This is a genomic window from Salinigranum sp. (assembly GCF_041641895.1).
In the GTDB taxonomy this organism is placed as follows: Archaea; Halobacteriota; Halobacteria; order Halobacteriales; family Haloferacaceae; genus Salinigranum.
This window is the reverse complement of sequence record NZ_JBEPXO010000036.1, coordinates 1-14,356: the sequence shown is the minus strand read 5'-3', so window position 1 is coordinate 14,356 and position 14,356 is coordinate 1. Positions and strand designations below refer to the sequence as shown.

Below are 14,356 nucleotides of genomic sequence, written 5' to 3'. Positions count from 1 at the left end.
GTCGAAGAGGACTCACGTCTCCGCGATTCGGCCGTCGCCCACGCGGTAGAGGGCACCGTACTGAATCCACGTCGCGTCGTCGGTCGCCGGGACCCCGAGCCAGTCCTCCTCGAACGTGCCAACGAAGTTCCCCGCGGTGGCGACTCACACCTCCCCATCGACGGTGCCCCCGAAGCACATGTAGTCGGTCCGTTCGAGGTCCGGGAAGGCAGTGAAAAGCGGGTCCCAGAACTCGCGTTCGACGGCCGTTCGGCCCTCTAACTCGTTGACCGGTTCGGGGCCGTGCCACCGTACGTCCTCGTGGTAGTACTCCTCGACGAAGCTCGGGAGGGTCCGGACCGTCGTTTCACCGACCACCCGTGCGAATTCGTGGACTCACCGCGTACACCGTGTCATAGACATGACCGTGAACCACGCGTCTCAACCGAACACGCGAGTAAAAAGCTACCGCCGCGGGGTTACAGGTCTGCGGCAGCGGCTCTGAAGCCGATGAGCCGACCGATGATGAGCACCAGCACGAACACCAGCAGGATCTGGATTGTCGCCGTCGCGGCAATCAACGGCGAGGAGTCGTACTGGAGGAAAGTGAATATCTCGATCGGGAGTGTGGTGGTGTTCCGTCCCGAAAGGAACAGCGCGATGACTGAGTCGGTAAAGGAGAGGATGAAGGCGAGCAGGAACCCGGAGACGACTCCGCTCCGGATCAGCGGAAGCGTCACCTTGGCGAACGTCTGGAACGGCGACGCGCCCAGGTTTCGAGCCGCCTGTTCGAGTTCGTCGTCGAGCGACTGGAGGGCAGTCATCGATGTGAGGAAGGTGTAGGGTATGGTTATCACGACGTGACCGATGACGATCTTGATGAACTGTGGGACGAAGCTCAGTGGATTCGCGTCAAGAACAATCAAGATCGCGAGCGCGATGATCGCTGGCGGGATGATCAGCGGCAGGATGAAGTACATCACAGCCTCGTTCTCGAAGGGGATTTCGCGGCGGGCGACGACGTACGCCGCCATCACGCCGAGGAGCGTGGCCATGAGGCCCACCGTGAGGGCGATTGGTAGGCTGACGAAGAAGAACGCCTCGAAGAACGAACTCGCGAAGAACTCGTTGAACCAGCGGAAGGAGATTCCCGACGGCGGGAACGCTTGGGATTCGGTCGGACTGAACGAGATCGCCACGACGAAGACGATCGGCAACACGAGCACGCCGAAGCCGAGCGACAGCAGTCCGTAGTACAGCGCCCGGCCGATGGCGACCGCCGCGGGCGAGAGCGAGCGCGAGTTGCGGCCGGTCAGTAGCGTCATCAGTCCCATTCTTGCACCCCCATGCGGTCACGAATGACTTTGAAGTAGATGTACACCAGTGCAGTGGTCGTCAGCGTGAGCACCGTCCCGATGGCGCTCGCGAACGGCCAGTTGCCACCGGAGATGGCTTGGTCGTATATCAACAGACCCATCGTGAGGTCGGTGCGCCCGCCCAGCAAGTCGGGGGTCACGATGGAGTTCATCGTGAGGACGAAGACGAATATCGTTCCGGTGACCAACCCAGGCAGACTCAGGCGGAAGGTGATCTTGAAGAACGCCTCGAGTCGGTTTGCCCCGAGGTTACGCGCGGCCATTACCAGCGAGTCCGGGATGTCCTCTATCGAGGAGTACACCGGGAGGACAACCAACGGCAGGTAGACGCCAACGAGGCCGATAGTGACCGAGAGGGTGTTACCCAGCAGTTGGAGTTTCGTCCCCAAAACCGCCTGCAGGAAGCTGTTGATGATACCGTTGGTCGAGAAGAGGACGATCCACCCGTAGATCCGGACGACGGTCCCGACCATCAACGGCAGGAACACGGCGAACAACGCTATCTGTCGGCGCATCGGCGTCGTGCGTGCAATGAAGTACCCGACCGGATAGCCAACGACGATGCAGACGGCCGAGACGATGAACGACAACTTGACCGTGTACCAGAGGAGCCCACGGTAGAACGAGTCGAACAGCAGCTTCTCGTAGTGGGTGAGAGTGAACGTCCACTCGATGATCCGTGTCGGGCTGAATTTGAAGAAACTGATGTAGACCGCGTACAGAATGGGGACGATGAGGAACAACAGCAGGTACGCCGCCGTCGGAATGGCCGGAAGGTAGTCTTCGAGCCGCTCTCCGAGCGACTCCGACCCGGCGAGGCGGGTCGAGAGTTCGTTGGCCGTGTCCGTTATCGCGCCGATCATCTCAGGCCTCCACGAGCCCGTAGTGGTCGAACCGCACTGTCACCGTTTCGCCCTCGTCGTACTGCGGTGCACCGAGGTCAGTCGCGAGGAACTCGGTGCCAGCGACTTCGACCTGGTACTCGGTGACCGAGCCGAGGTGGACCGTGCTTTTTATAGTCCCCTCGAAGGGCTCTCCTTCGCCGTCGCCCTCGTTGATTTTGATGTCTTCGGGGCGAATGTAGAGGACGTCCGGCGCATCTTCGTCGGGGGCGTCAGCGAGCGGGAGCGAGAAGGCCCCGGTGTCGTCCCGGAACGTCGCCGTGCCGTTCGACTGGTCGAGGCTTCCCTCGAGGAAGTTCGAGTCGCCAACGAAGTTGGCACAGAACGACGACTGTGGGTCTCTGTAAATCTCCGACGGTGGGGCACACCGGACCTTCTCACCCTCGTGGAGGACAAGCACGCGGTCCGACAGGGTGAGCGCCTCGCGCTGGTTGTGAGTTACGTAGATGGACGTGATCTCGAGCCGGTCGTGGAGGTCTCTGATCTCGCGACGCATCTGCTCACGGAGTTGCCGGTCGAGGTCGGACAGCGGTTCGTCGTAGAGCAACAGGTCCGGTTCGAGCACCAGAACGCGGGCGAGGGCGACCCGCTGTTGTTCACCACCACTGAGGTTTTGGATGTTGCGTTCCCCGTACCCTGGAAGCGAAACGATTTCGAGGATGTCCGAGACACGCTCTTCGAGCTCCGACTCGCTCAGGTTCTCCCGATGGCGGAGCCCGAACGCGACGTTATCGAACACGGACATGTGTGGAAACAGCGCCAGTCGCTGGAACACGAGGCCCATGTTGCGGTCTTCGGGTGGAAGCCCGATCATCTCTTTGTCGGCGACGGTGATGCTCCCGCCGTCCGGTTCGACGAAACCGGCGATAGACTTCAGCATTGTCGTCTTCCCCGAACCGGATGGGCCCAATATCGACACGAACTCGCCGTCGTCGATATCTATCGAGACATCGTCGACGGCAACGACATCTCCGTACGTTTTTCGAAGGTTTGTAACGCTGACTGACGCCATGGTCGGTTTCTATCACACGATGGTGAGAACAGTATTTATGCTTTGGGAATGTTCGACATGACTACACGTATCACGCACCCGAACGCGCGTCTCTGCCGCTCGTAACGGCACAGTGGACGTCGGAACTGGTGAGCACGGCCACAGGAGAACGGTTTTCGACCGTCTTCTCGGTCAGGTGGGACGCCGAAAGGGCTGGGACCGTCTATCCGCCTGCGAGGACCTTCCGGAACTGTTCGCCGTCCGCGTTCGTCTGTTTCGCCGCCTGAACCCAGTCGATACCGACGTTGTAGCGCTCGATCTGCTCGTCGCTCGGGTTCATCATCGGGTGGTTCTCCTTGGCCTCGTCGGATATGTACTCTGTCGCACCCGGAGCGCAGGGTGGGTAGCCCATCACTTCGGCGAACGTGGCCTGCACCTCGGGGTGGAGGCAGCCACGAGCGTATTCGTCGGCTACCGCCTTGTGCTCGTCGCTGACGTGCTTCGTGATCGGGTACCCCCAGAAGTCGAGCGGGGCACCGGCTTCCGGCACGGTGAACTCCATGTCGAGTCCCTCGTTGAGTTCGAGGTTCTCCGAACGGGCCGAGAGGAACGGGGCGACGACCATGTCGCCGTTCTGATAGAGTTTCAGTGCTTGGTCGATCTGGTCGAAGATGATGGGGTCCGTCACTTCGACGAACTCGCGCATCCACTCCAGACCGGGCTCGATGTTGTCGAGGGTCCCCCCCTCCTTCTTGTTGATGACGTAGAAGTACTTCGACCCGGCGTTCGACCACGGCTCGAAGCCGACTTTGCCCTTCAGGTCGGGGTCGATGAGGTCGTCCCACGTCTCGAAGGTCTTGTCCGTCATGTCAGCCCGTGCCGCGATACCGCGGGGGAACGCGACTGTCCCACCCATATACTCGTTTTTGTACGCGCTCGGGATGTCGTCGAAGCCTTCGATGTCGGTCTGTTTCCGGACCGCGTCGATCTCACCGAGAATCGCAGCCCGCTGACCGTCGAGTTCGATGGCGTCGTACGCCGGCTGCTCCGGGCTCCGCTGCAGTTCGGACATGTACTGATTCGAGGCAGCGGACGTGTACTCGACTTTGTGCTCTTCGTCCCACGCGATTTCGCCGTTCGCGAACGGCTCAGTGAACGCTTTGCGGCGGTTCTCGCCCCAGCTCCCGCCGCCCCCGGCGACACGGAGCGGGACGCTGCTCCCACCGCTGGAGCCCCCGCTCGATGAGCTACTGCCGCCGGACGAGTCACCACTACTAGACGACGTGGTACCGCCGTCGCTACTGCCACTATTGCCACCACTGCCACCTGTACATCCGGCGAGACCGGCGAGACCGACACCCGCGCCGATCGATTTGATCACCCTCCGTCTACTCGGTGAGCTATTGTTCGCTGCCATACCTGATACCCTATGCTAACCTATCACACTAAAGTGTTCTGATTGATACCACCACAGTTGGGCGAGGTGCCGATTGTCGCTGCAGACAGCCACCGATTCGAAGGAGACGAATCCCCATGCGTGATGGATTTGTGGCTGCGTAAGCCATCCACACTCATTGATACCACGTGACAAGAATTGTTCAACTATATTGCACACGAGACAGACGTGGAATTCGGGGCCGAAAGCTTGTTAGGCGGCTGATTCCAACGTAACCTCATGCCAAAGCCTCGCAACGTGCTCAAATCAGCCGACAAAGTGTTCAATATTGCTGAACATCTGATGGCGGGGGGCGGCAAAACGGTCACTGAGCTGTCGAACGAGCTCGATATCCCGAAAAGTACTGCCCAGGTGTACCTCAACACGCTTTATAAGCACGACTTCGTCACCAAGGCGGACGGCAAGTACGTTATCGGACTGGGATTCCTCAGGTACGGAATCCATGCCCTGTGGAACGTCGCCATCTATCCGGAGGCGCGTGCTAAAGTTGACGAACTCGCGGAGTCGACCGGCGAGCTGGCTGCGTGTTTCGTCGAAGAGGACGGTGATGCAGTGTACATATACGGTGTCGAGGGTGACAACGCCGTTCGAACTGACCTCTCTGTGGGGGACCGGTCGGCGCTTCACTGCACGGCGAGCGGCAAAGCAATTCTCGCCCACCTCCCTGAGGAGCGCGTCGACGAGGTGATAGACGCCGGCCTCATCAGAAAGACACCCAACACAATCACCGACCCAGCGACACTGCGTGACGAGCTGGCACACACTCGCGAGCGTGGGTACGCGTTCTCGGACGAGGAGTCAGTAGAGGGAATGCGCGCTGTCGCGGCTCCGATCGTCCTGAACGGCCGAGTAAAAGGGTCTATTAGCCTCGCTGGGCCTGCCAACCGGTTCGTCGGCGAGCGGTACAAACAGACCATCCCGGAGCTCGTCACCGGCGCGGCAAACGAGCTCGAGCTCAGACTCACCTACTCGCAGAGTGGTCTGTAGCCCCTCGGGCACCCTTCTCCTTAGTGTCACGCAGGTCGGTATTACGTCCATATACGTGTAATGGACTGCCCTGTGACACTATCTTCGCTCGTACGCGGGCGTCTCCCGGACACATATTACATCTCTATCGCTGTTATTTACGGAGGAGTACACCGTCGTCTGCCCCGCGAGCAACGGCGACAATTTGTGCAACGATATTGAACGATATCCGTGATCTGTTGCGAGGGACCTTCGCACTGATGAGGAGTGACATCGTGAGCCACATACGGAGGGAGACGCCAGTCGAGCGAAGAGAAGGAGGGGATAGGAACTGTGGATTCGCAGTACGAGCGTTCGAGACTGTTGAACGGTCGGGTTGCCAAAGTTTTAACCACCGGTGGAGTAATGAGAGGGTATGTCGACGCAAGCGCAGAAGCAGAGCTTACAGGCAGCACTCAATGCAGCCGACAGCCCGGTAGAGATGCTTCAAGAAGCCGGGGGTCGGTGGGTCTGGCCGCGTGAAGTCGCCCGAGAGTACACGAACTGGATGGACGAACTCCGCGCCGTGAGGGAGACGTGCGTCCTCGCGGACCTCTCGCACCACCAGATGGACCAAGTTATCGAAGGGCCCGATGCGATGTCGGTCCTACGAAAGCTGTGTACGAACAGCTTCGATGGGTTCGATATCGGCAAGGCCAAGCAGGCCATCATGTGTAACCCCGACGGGAAGTTCATCGGCGACGGCGTCCTCCAGCGCATCGGTGATGAGTCGTTCGTGATGAGTGGGAAGGACCCGGCCGCAAACTGGCTCGCGTATCATATCGAAACGGGAGATTACGACGCGACGGAGACCATCTACCCCAAGTCGTCGGTGAACCCCGACGACCCGCATTTCTTCACCTACCAGGTTCAGGGCCCGAACGCGCTGGATGTCATGCAGGAGGTCACCGAGGGTCCGCTGCCGGACGTCCCGTTCTTCAACTTCGGGACGGTGACCATCGACGGTCACGAGGTCCGTGCGCTCCGCCACGGCATGGCCGGCGAGGTCGGCTTCGAGCTGCAGGGCCCGTACGAGCACGGAGAAGACATTAAGGACGCCATCCTGGAGGTCGGCGAAGCGTACGACATCCGTCGGCTCGGGACACGCGCGTACGAGCCGCTGAGCGTCAAACTCGGCTGGGTCACGACACACGTCCCCGCCATCTACACCGGCGACGAGATGCGCGACTACCGGGAGTGGCTCGGGGCGGACTCCTACGAGGCGAAGTACTCCGTCGCCGGGAGCTTCTCGTCGGACGACATCACCGACTACTACGTGAGTCCGGTCGACATCGGCTACGAGCACATGATCGCCTTCGACCACGACTTCGTCGGGCGGGAGGCGCTCGAGGAAGAGGTGGAGAACCCACGCCGCACCCGGGTCACTCTCGTGTGGGACGTCGACGACGTCGTCGACCTCTTCGCCTCGCTGTTCGAGGAAGGGACGCCGAAGAAGACCTTCGACCTCCCGCGTGACCGCTGGGGCGGCCACCACGACGAGGTGCTCGTCGACGACGAGGTCGTGGGTCACTCGAAGAGCTTCTGTTACTCCTACAGCGACCGCGAGGTCATCTCTATCTGCTCTATCGACGTCGAACACAGCGACCCCGGCACCGACGTGACGCTGGTGTGGGGCGACGGCGAGACGAAGAACCCGCTGGTCGAACCACACGAGCAGACACACATCGACGCGACGGTCGCACCGAGCCCGTATCTCGACGACGCGCGGTGACGATTCGACGACGAACGCGACGCGCAGCGACGGCCGGCCGACGCGACACGACGCCACCCGTGCCGAGCCAACTCGCGATGCGGACGTCGGACCGCGTCGGAACTGACGACGGTGCGGCGCCGTAGGCACCTCCGACCCTCCTCTGACGACACGCGACGGTGTGAGTGACAGTAAGTGACGCCACCCGAACACGCGCCGCGCTCGTCGGCACGGCTGCTAGACGGTGTGTCTCTCCGTGCCGAACGTCGCGGTCCTCGTCCGGTGACGGCATCGGTCCACGGTCGGGACGAGACGCGACCCGGGTCGCACGCCAGCAGACGACGCGGCTCCCGGAGGTGTGCTCGCGCGTCAGTACGTGTTCCGTTCCCGCGACAGGATCGACCCGATCCACTGCCGGTCTTCGAGGTCACCCTCCTGCCAGGCGACGGGGTCCCAGTGTGGGTCGAGGGTGAGGTAGCTCCCGGTGTTGAACTCGACGCGGTGCGTACTCGCGGGGTCTCTGGCGTAGAGGAACTGCCCCCGGGAGATGGAGTGCTGCCCGATGCCGTCGGTCGGTAACCCCCGCTCGTTCATCGCGTCGTGCGCGTCGAAGAGGTCGGTCGGCGAGTCCACCGTGTACGCGATGTGGTGGACGGCGGGGTCGTCCGTCTCGTTCGTCGACTGGACGACCGCGAGGTCGATCTTCACCTCACACGCGCTCAGGAACGTCCCCCAGCGCGAGCCGTCGGCGTCGTCGTAGTACTCCTGCACCTGGAAGCCGAGGTGTTCCCGGATCCAGTCCGCACACTCCTTCCCGTCCGGGTCCCAGATCTGGACGTGGTCGATGCGCTGTGGGGCGATGGGGTTGTTCCCGGTCGTGTCGTAGACGCGGTTCTTGAGCTTCGAGCGCCGCGACTCGGGCGGGTCGGGCTTGGCCATCTCGCCGTACAACTCGAAGCGGTGGCCGTTGGGTGCGTCGAACCGGATGGCCTCACCCTGCCCCGGTTCGGCGTCGGCGTCGACCCACTCGACGTCGATGCCCTGCGTCTCGAAGCGGTCGGCGAACGGTTCGAGGTCTCCCGGGTCGGCCGTCTGCCAGCCGATGTGGTCGATGCCGGCCGTCTCCGCCTCGGTCAGGCTCATCGAGTGGTGGTCCCACTCGTCGACCGCGCGGAGGTAGACCGTCCCGTCGACTCGCTCGACCTCTTCGAGGCCGACTGCGTCGCGGAAGAACGACAGCGACTCTCCCAGGTCGGGCGTCTCGAGCGCTACGTGTCCCAGTCGTGCGACTGCTGGTGCCATCGTGTTACGTGGGCTCGTCACTCACAATAAAGCTGTTCGTGGCCGGGTGCCGCGTCGTCGTCGCGGTCATCGGACTGCCGCCAGGCGTTCGCCGAGGGTCTCCGTTATCGAGTCGAGGTCGCCGCCCATCCGGAGTATCTGGTAGCCCTGCGACTCGGCCTCCGCGATGGCCTCGGGGTCGTTTGCGATACCGCCCAGCGGGACGTCTGCCGCCAGGGCGCGCTCTCTGATCGCCGCGACCTGGTCGGTGACGTCCGGGTGGTGCTTGTCCGTCGGGTGGCCCATCTGCACCGAGAGGTCCGAGGGCCCAATGAAGACGAAGCCGAGGTCCGGAACCGACAGGATCTCGTCGAGTTCCTCGACGGCAGTCGTCTTCTCTATCATCACCCCGAGGCACACCTCCTCGTCCTCGGTCGCGACGTAGTCGGTGGCGGTCCCCCAGCCGCTGGAACGACCGCTGGCCTTCCCCCGCTCGCCGGGGTGACCGTCGTAGACGAACCGGGTCGCTTCGACCGCCGCTCTGACCTCCGCGACCGAGTCGACCCGCGGGATAAGGAGGTTGCGGACGCCAGCGTCCAGCACCTTCCTGACGAGCGGTGGGTCACCGGACGGGAGGCGCACGAACAGTTCGGTACCCCCGGCCTCCGCCGCCCGTGTGAGGTCCTCGAAGACGGTGCTGTCGTACGGACTCGGGCCCATGTGTTCGAAGTCGAGCCAGACGAAGTCGATTCCGAGCGAGCCGAAGACTTCGACGACGGTCGGCGAGAACGTCGACGCGCGCGCCCCGTAGACGACGCCACCGTTCTCTATGGTGTGCCGGACGCTGTTTGACTGCTGCATACAGGGTCTACGTGTCACGGCCACCGTCTTACGCGTTGTGGTCACGGTGCGGTCGCGGAGCGGTTCGAGCCGACGTCGTCGCTAGCGTTTCGAGGTCGCGGTCGAAAAATCGGCGTCGGCGACCGAAACCTTACTCGCCGTCGTCGTTCTCGTCGTCGGAGACGACCTGGAAGCGGTTGCCGTCGGGGTCGCGGAAGTTCGTGATGGTTCGTCCGGTCTTGTCGACGTCGTACGGGCCGACGATGGAGTCGACGTCCTCCGCCTCGAGCTGTTCGGTGACGCGCTCGATGTCGTCGACGCCGAACGCGATGTGGTTGATGCCCGGTACCTCCTCGCCGGAGACGGTGTGAATCTCGAACAGCGGCCCCTCGCCGTCGGCGGGGACGTACTCGTAGGAGGTGCCGTGGTGTTCCGTCTCGCGGAGACGCTCGTACCCGAGTTTCTCCATGAACGCCGCCATCTCGTCTGCGTCACTCACCTCTATCTCGATGTGGTCGATTTTCCCAATCACGAGTATTCGGTGGCGCGGCCACCGGTATAAAATTTGCGCGACCACGCGGCCGGCCGGACGAGCTCCACCGTCGGCAAGGCGTCTGTGGTCGGACCCGCCCCGGGTGTACTCACAGGTTCGTCGTCCGCTCGTGCTCGGGCCCCTCGTGCCCCGGGGCTGGTCGTCGGGGACCGTCTCGGCGCGTCGAGTGGGAGTCTCGGGACGCGTCCCGCCCGCTCACCCGGTCGGTCGCGCCATGAACTGCTCGTCGACCGGACGGCCCTCGACGAGGCTGACGACGTTGCTCGTAAGCCGGTCGATGCTCTCGACGCGGCTCTCTCTGGTCATCGCGGCAGTGTGTGGCGTCGTGACGACGGTGTCCAGGTCGAGCAGACGACTGTCCGCGCCGAGCGGTTCTTCGGTGAACACGTCGAGACCCGCGCCCGCGATACGGCCGGACTCGAGCGCCGCCACGAGTGCGTCCTCGTCGACGACCGGTCCCCGCGCGGTGTTGACGAGCACGGCAGACGACCGCATGCGGTCGAGTTCCGCCTCGCCGAGGAGTCCCCTCGTCTCGGGGGTGAGTTCGGTGGTGAGAACGACCACGTCGCTGGTCGCCAGCAGGTCGGAGAGAGACGTCATCGACCCCCCGACGAGTTCGGCGTCGACCTCGGGGACGTACGGGTCGGCGACCTGAACGTCGACGTCGAAGCCGCCGAGGAGCGACCCGAACCGGCGGCCGATGTCGCCGAAGCCGACGATTCCGACCCTCTTCCCCGAGAGACGGGTCGCGAGTGTGAACTCGTCGCGCCAGCCGCCGCGTTCGAGAATCGTCCGGGCCTCGGTGAGTCGACGGGCAGTCGCGAGAACGAGACACAGCGTGTGTTCGGCCACCGAGAGGGCGTTGTACCCCGGCGTGTGCGTCACCGGGATGCCGTGGTCCGAAGCCGCGGCCCGGTCGATGTTGTCGACGCCCGTCCCGAGTTTCCCGACGACCTCTACGTGGGAGACGCGTTCGACGACGTGTCGGTCGAGCGGGACGCGCGAGGTGACGAGCGCCACGTCCGCCTCGGCCAGTGCCGCGACTGCACCCTCGGTCGTCCCCTCGATTCCGAACGACACCTCCCAGTCGTCGGGGAGTCCTCGGCGTACTGATTCGGTCGGTGTGATGTCCTGGTCGACGACGACTCGTCGCATACTGCGTGGCTCTCGGTGGGGTCACTTCAGACTACCGCCTGTCTGCCGCGTCGGCCGATACGGGCGGCGGAGCGACCGATTGAAGTGTGTCGGCCTGTCATCGACGTACAGGACAGGAGCCGAATACGCGAGCGTTCGGGCTTCCGCCGTACCCCAAACAGAACCATGTCACTCGACGGCCGGTCGACGACCACGGATGGCGTATCGCAACTGCTCACGAACCCCCGGTACGAACTGATGCCGTTCGACAGCTTCGGCGAGCAGCTGGACGAACTGCCCGACGGGGCGGAGGTGGCGATCACCACCTCCCCGCAACTGGGACTCGATGCGACCGTCGAGTGGGCCGAGCGCGCGGCCGCACGGGGGTACGGCGTGGTTCCGCACGTCGCCGCCCGCTACGTCGAGAGCGAGACACACCTCGACGACGTGGCCACCCGCCTGCGTGCGGCGGGCGTGACCGACATCTTCGTCCCCGGCGGTGACCGCGACGAGCCGGATGGTCCCTACGAGTCGGCGCACGACCTCCTCGTGGCGCTCGACGACCTCGGCTACTCCTTCGAGGAGGTCGGTATCACGGGCTACCCCGAGGGCCACGAGTTCATCGACGACGAGACGCTGGCGGACGCGATGGCACGGAAGGCGCCCTACGCGACGTACATCGTCACGCAGCTCTGTTACGACCCGCAGGCCGTCCTCGGCTGGGTCGAGGCGGTGCGAGCCCGCGGTGTCGACCTCCCGGTCGAGGTCGGTATCCCGGGCGTGATGAAGTACCAGCGGCTCCTCCGTATCTCCCGCAAGGTGGGCGTGGGCGACTCCGTCCGCTTCCTGAAGAAGACGACGGGCGTCGTGGGGTTCGTCCGCCAGCTCGTCAGTTCGCGCGGGAAGTACACGCCGGACGAACTGGTGGAGGGCCTCGCGCCCCACGCCGACGACCCGTCCTGCGGGCTCCGGGGGGTCCACCTCTACACGTTCAACCAGGTGTCGGACCTGGAGTCGTGGCGGCGTTCCCGGGTGAGCGGGTGAAGGTCGACCGACTCGGGAGGGTCCGGCGGACGGAGGCGGACGCCCGCACCGCTCCCGTCTGCCGCCCCCACCGGGACGCACACGGCGGGTGACACCCCCCGCTCTCGACGCCGCCCGGCCGTGCACACTCCGACGTCGCGAGTCCCGTGCGGGCGACTGCCCGTCTCCGACGTCCGAGGGCCTGATTCGACATTGCAAATTGTACTCGAGCGGGCATCCTCACCGCGCCGAAGAACAGTCCTCGTCGGACGTGCGCGCCCGGCCGACAGGGGTCGGCCGTCGCTCTCGTGTCCACCCGGGTTAGCGGGGGGTCGTTCCTCCGGTCCTGCTTCCGTTCTTCTCTTCGTCCTCGGAGAGTCGACGACTCGCCAGCGCCTGACGCCTGGTCAGTGCACGGACGGACAGACGTACCGGTCCCCTCGCGCTCGACGCGTCGGACACTCCCCCAGTGGACGGGACGGTTCCAGCGCGTTCTCCGTGTCGCCGGCACGGACGGGCTTCGAAGCGTCCCAGCGGGCCGTCCCTCGCCCGGCCCGCCGGCCGTTGGTGGGTCTGAGACGGGCGCTGGCGCCCCCGACCGACCAGTGGTGGCCGGTCGAAGCCCGCAGGTTACGACGTCAGACGTACAACGAATTCTGTGGACTTTCGGGGTGCGATGCGGGGACGGAAACGGTCACTGCCCGCCACGGCGAACTTTTGTTGAAGAGACGACATTCTACACGTATGAGCCTCGAGACCCCATCGCGGCGAACGACCGTCACCGTCGTCGCCGTGGTCGTCCTGTCGGCCCTGATAAGCGTCGCGACCGGTGCGGTCAGGTTCGTGCGAACGGACGGCGGGAGCGCCTGGCAGTCCAGCGAGACCGTCCCGCTTCCCACCCCCTCCCGGACGGGAGACGTCTCGGTCGAGACGGCGCTCACGAACCGGCGTTCCAGACGCGACTACGCCGACCGTGCACTCACCCGTCGAGAACTCGGACAGTTGCTGTGGGCGACCCAGGGCGTAACCGACCGCATGTCGGGCCACCGGGCCGCGCCCAGTGCCGGCGCGCTCTACCCGCTGGAGGTGTACGCCGTCGTCGGGACACCGGGCGTGGACGGACTCGACCCAGGCGTCTACCGCTACCAGCCGAGGAGACACGAACTCTCCCCCGGGCGGACCGGCGACGTCCAGTCGCAACTGCGCGCGGCAGCGGTCGACCAGGCGTTCGTTGAGCGGGCCGCCGTCGACATCGTCGTCTGTGCCGTCGACGAGCGGACGACAGTCAAGTACGGCGACCGGGGAGAGCGGCGGTACGTGCCGATGGAGGCCGGACACGCCGGACAGAACCTCTACCTGCAGGCCGAGGCACTGGGACTCGCCACCGTCGCCGTCGGGGCGTTCAACGACGAGCGCGTCCGGTCACTCGTCGGCGCTCCCGCCGGGCAGCGACCGCTGTACGTCTTTCCCGTCGGGGGGCGGGCATGACGATGGTCGATATCGTCTTCAGCCACGTCGGACTGGCGACCAGCGCGTTGATCCACGCCCTGTTGACGCTGGTCACCGGCGTCGCGCTGATCACCCATCGGCACGGCTATCCGCCGCGCGGTCGGGCGTTCACCGTCGTCCGCACGGCACACACGGTGTTCGGCGTCCTGATGGTCGTCTTCCTCGTGGCGACGTTCCTCGTCGTCCCGTTCTGACTGTGGCTCCCACCACGGTCTGTGTGGCGACGTGCGTGGTGAAGGGTACAACCGTCCCGTGTTACTTCTTCACACGTTCTCTCGTGTATCACTCTCGCGTGCGCTTATATGCTCTCGAAACGTGACAGGAGCAATGAACGGTTCGATACGAGTGCTTGTCGTCGACGACGACCCGGCTCTCGCAGCGCTCGTCGCCGAGTACGTCCCCCGCGAGGACGAGCGCCTCGTCGTGGAGACGGCGACGAGCGCGCGCGAGGGACTCGACCGACTCGACGGCGACGACGTCGACTGTATCGTCAGCGACTACGACATGCCGGAGACGGACGGCCTCGCGTTCCTCGAGGCGGTCCGCGAGACGTGGCCGGACCTCCCGTTCGTCCTGTTCACCGGGAAGGGGAGCGA

General features: G+C 64.3%; 15 protein-coding genes. 6 read left to right on the top strand and 9 right to left on the bottom strand.

Annotated features, from left to right (window positions below; genetic code table 11):
• Positions 1-144: 144 nt before the first annotated feature.
• From ACESK5_RS09575 to ACESK5_RS09555, 5 genes are all read right to left on the bottom strand, one after another.
• Positions 145-357: a nuclear transport factor 2 family protein gene (locus ACESK5_RS09575; RefSeq protein ID WP_372911338.1), complete on the bottom strand. Its 213-nt coding sequence runs from the start codon at positions 355-357 to the stop codon at positions 145-147.
• 101 nt (positions 358-458) lie between these two features.
• On the bottom strand, positions 459-1,304 hold the full coding sequence (locus ACESK5_RS09570; RefSeq protein WP_372911337.1) for an ABC transporter permease: 846 nt from the start codon (positions 1,302-1,304) through the stop codon (positions 459-461).
• Positions 1,304-2,218 (bottom strand): ABC transporter permease, encoded by a 915-nt coding sequence (locus tag ACESK5_RS09565; RefSeq protein WP_372911336.1) that lies wholly within the window; start codon positions 2,216-2,218, stop codon positions 1,304-1,306. The genes ACESK5_RS09570 and ACESK5_RS09565 overlap by 1 nt, the downstream gene beginning before the upstream one ends.
• A 1-nt stretch (position 2,219) precedes the next feature.
• Positions 2,220-3,269 carry an ABC transporter ATP-binding protein gene (locus ACESK5_RS09560; protein ID WP_372911335.1) on the bottom strand — a complete coding sequence of 350 codons (1,050 nt, stop codon included), beginning with the start codon at positions 3,267-3,269 and terminating at the stop codon, positions 2,220-2,222.
• Between the two features lie 202 nt (positions 3,270-3,471).
• On the bottom strand, positions 3,472-4,629 hold the full coding sequence (locus tag ACESK5_RS09555; protein WP_372911334.1) for an extracellular solute-binding protein: 1,158 nt from the start codon (positions 4,627-4,629) through the stop codon (positions 3,472-3,474).
• Positions 4,630-4,923: 294 nt separating this feature from the next.
• Here ACESK5_RS09555 and ACESK5_RS09550 point away from each other — a divergent pair, with 294 nt between their 5' ends.
• Both ACESK5_RS09550 and ACESK5_RS09545 read left to right on the top strand, forming a co-directional pair.
• Positions 4,924-5,691 carry an IclR family transcriptional regulator gene (locus ACESK5_RS09550; protein ID WP_372911333.1) on the top strand — a complete coding sequence of 256 codons (768 nt, stop codon included), beginning with the start codon at positions 4,924-4,926 and terminating at the stop codon, positions 5,689-5,691.
• Between the two features lie 394 nt (positions 5,692-6,085).
• A complete protein-coding gene (locus ACESK5_RS09545; protein WP_372911332.1) occupies positions 6,086-7,441 on the top strand; it encodes an aminomethyl transferase family protein in 1,356 nt (451 codons plus the stop codon).
• Positions 7,442-7,789: 348 nt separating this feature from the next.
• On the opposite strand, the gene ACESK5_RS09540 is transcribed toward ACESK5_RS09545, so the two are convergent.
• The 4 genes from ACESK5_RS09540 to ACESK5_RS09525 all read right to left on the bottom strand — a co-directional run bounded on the left by ACESK5_RS09540 (position 7,790) and on the right by ACESK5_RS09525 (position 11,249).
• Positions 7,790-8,722, bottom strand: coding sequence for a VOC family protein (locus ACESK5_RS09540; protein ID WP_372911331.1), 933 nt, complete (start codon positions 8,720-8,722; stop codon positions 7,790-7,792).
• 66 nt (positions 8,723-8,788) lie between these two features.
• A complete protein-coding gene (locus tag ACESK5_RS09535; protein ID WP_372911330.1) occupies positions 8,789-9,562 on the bottom strand; it encodes an HpcH/HpaI aldolase/citrate lyase family protein in 774 nt (257 codons plus the stop codon).
• 130 nt (positions 9,563-9,692) lie between these two features.
• The gene (locus ACESK5_RS09530) at positions 9,693-10,073 is read right to left on the bottom strand and encodes a VOC family protein (protein ID WP_372911329.1); all 381 of its coding nucleotides are present in this window, start codon (positions 10,071-10,073) and stop codon (positions 9,693-9,695) included.
• A gap of 216 nt (positions 10,074-10,289) precedes the next feature.
• Positions 10,290-11,249 carry an NAD(P)-dependent oxidoreductase gene (locus ACESK5_RS09525; protein ID WP_372911328.1) on the bottom strand — a complete coding sequence of 320 codons (960 nt, stop codon included), beginning with the start codon at positions 11,247-11,249 and terminating at the stop codon, positions 10,290-10,292.
• A 165-nt stretch (positions 11,250-11,414) separates the two neighbouring features.
• Between ACESK5_RS09525 and ACESK5_RS09520 the strand changes: the two genes are divergently transcribed.
• From ACESK5_RS09520 to ACESK5_RS09505, 4 genes are all read left to right on the top strand, one after another.
• Entirely contained in the window at positions 11,415-12,272 is an 858-nt protein-coding gene (locus tag ACESK5_RS09520; RefSeq protein ID WP_372911327.1) for a methylenetetrahydrofolate reductase, read from the top strand.
• Positions 12,273-12,995: 723 nt separating this feature from the next.
• The gene (locus ACESK5_RS09515) at positions 12,996-13,739 is read left to right on the top strand and encodes a SagB/ThcOx family dehydrogenase (RefSeq protein WP_372911326.1); all 744 of its coding nucleotides are present in this window, start codon (positions 12,996-12,998) and stop codon (positions 13,737-13,739) included.
• Positions 13,736-13,954, top strand: a complete 219-nt coding sequence (locus ACESK5_RS09510) for a hypothetical protein (RefSeq protein WP_372911325.1) — start codon at positions 13,736-13,738, stop codon at positions 13,952-13,954. The genes ACESK5_RS09515 and ACESK5_RS09510 overlap by 4 nt, the downstream gene beginning before the upstream one ends.
• A 133-nt stretch (positions 13,955-14,087) precedes the next feature.
• On the top strand, positions 14,088-14,356 hold a 269-nt coding region (locus ACESK5_RS09505), incomplete at its 3' end, for a response regulator (RefSeq protein WP_372911324.1).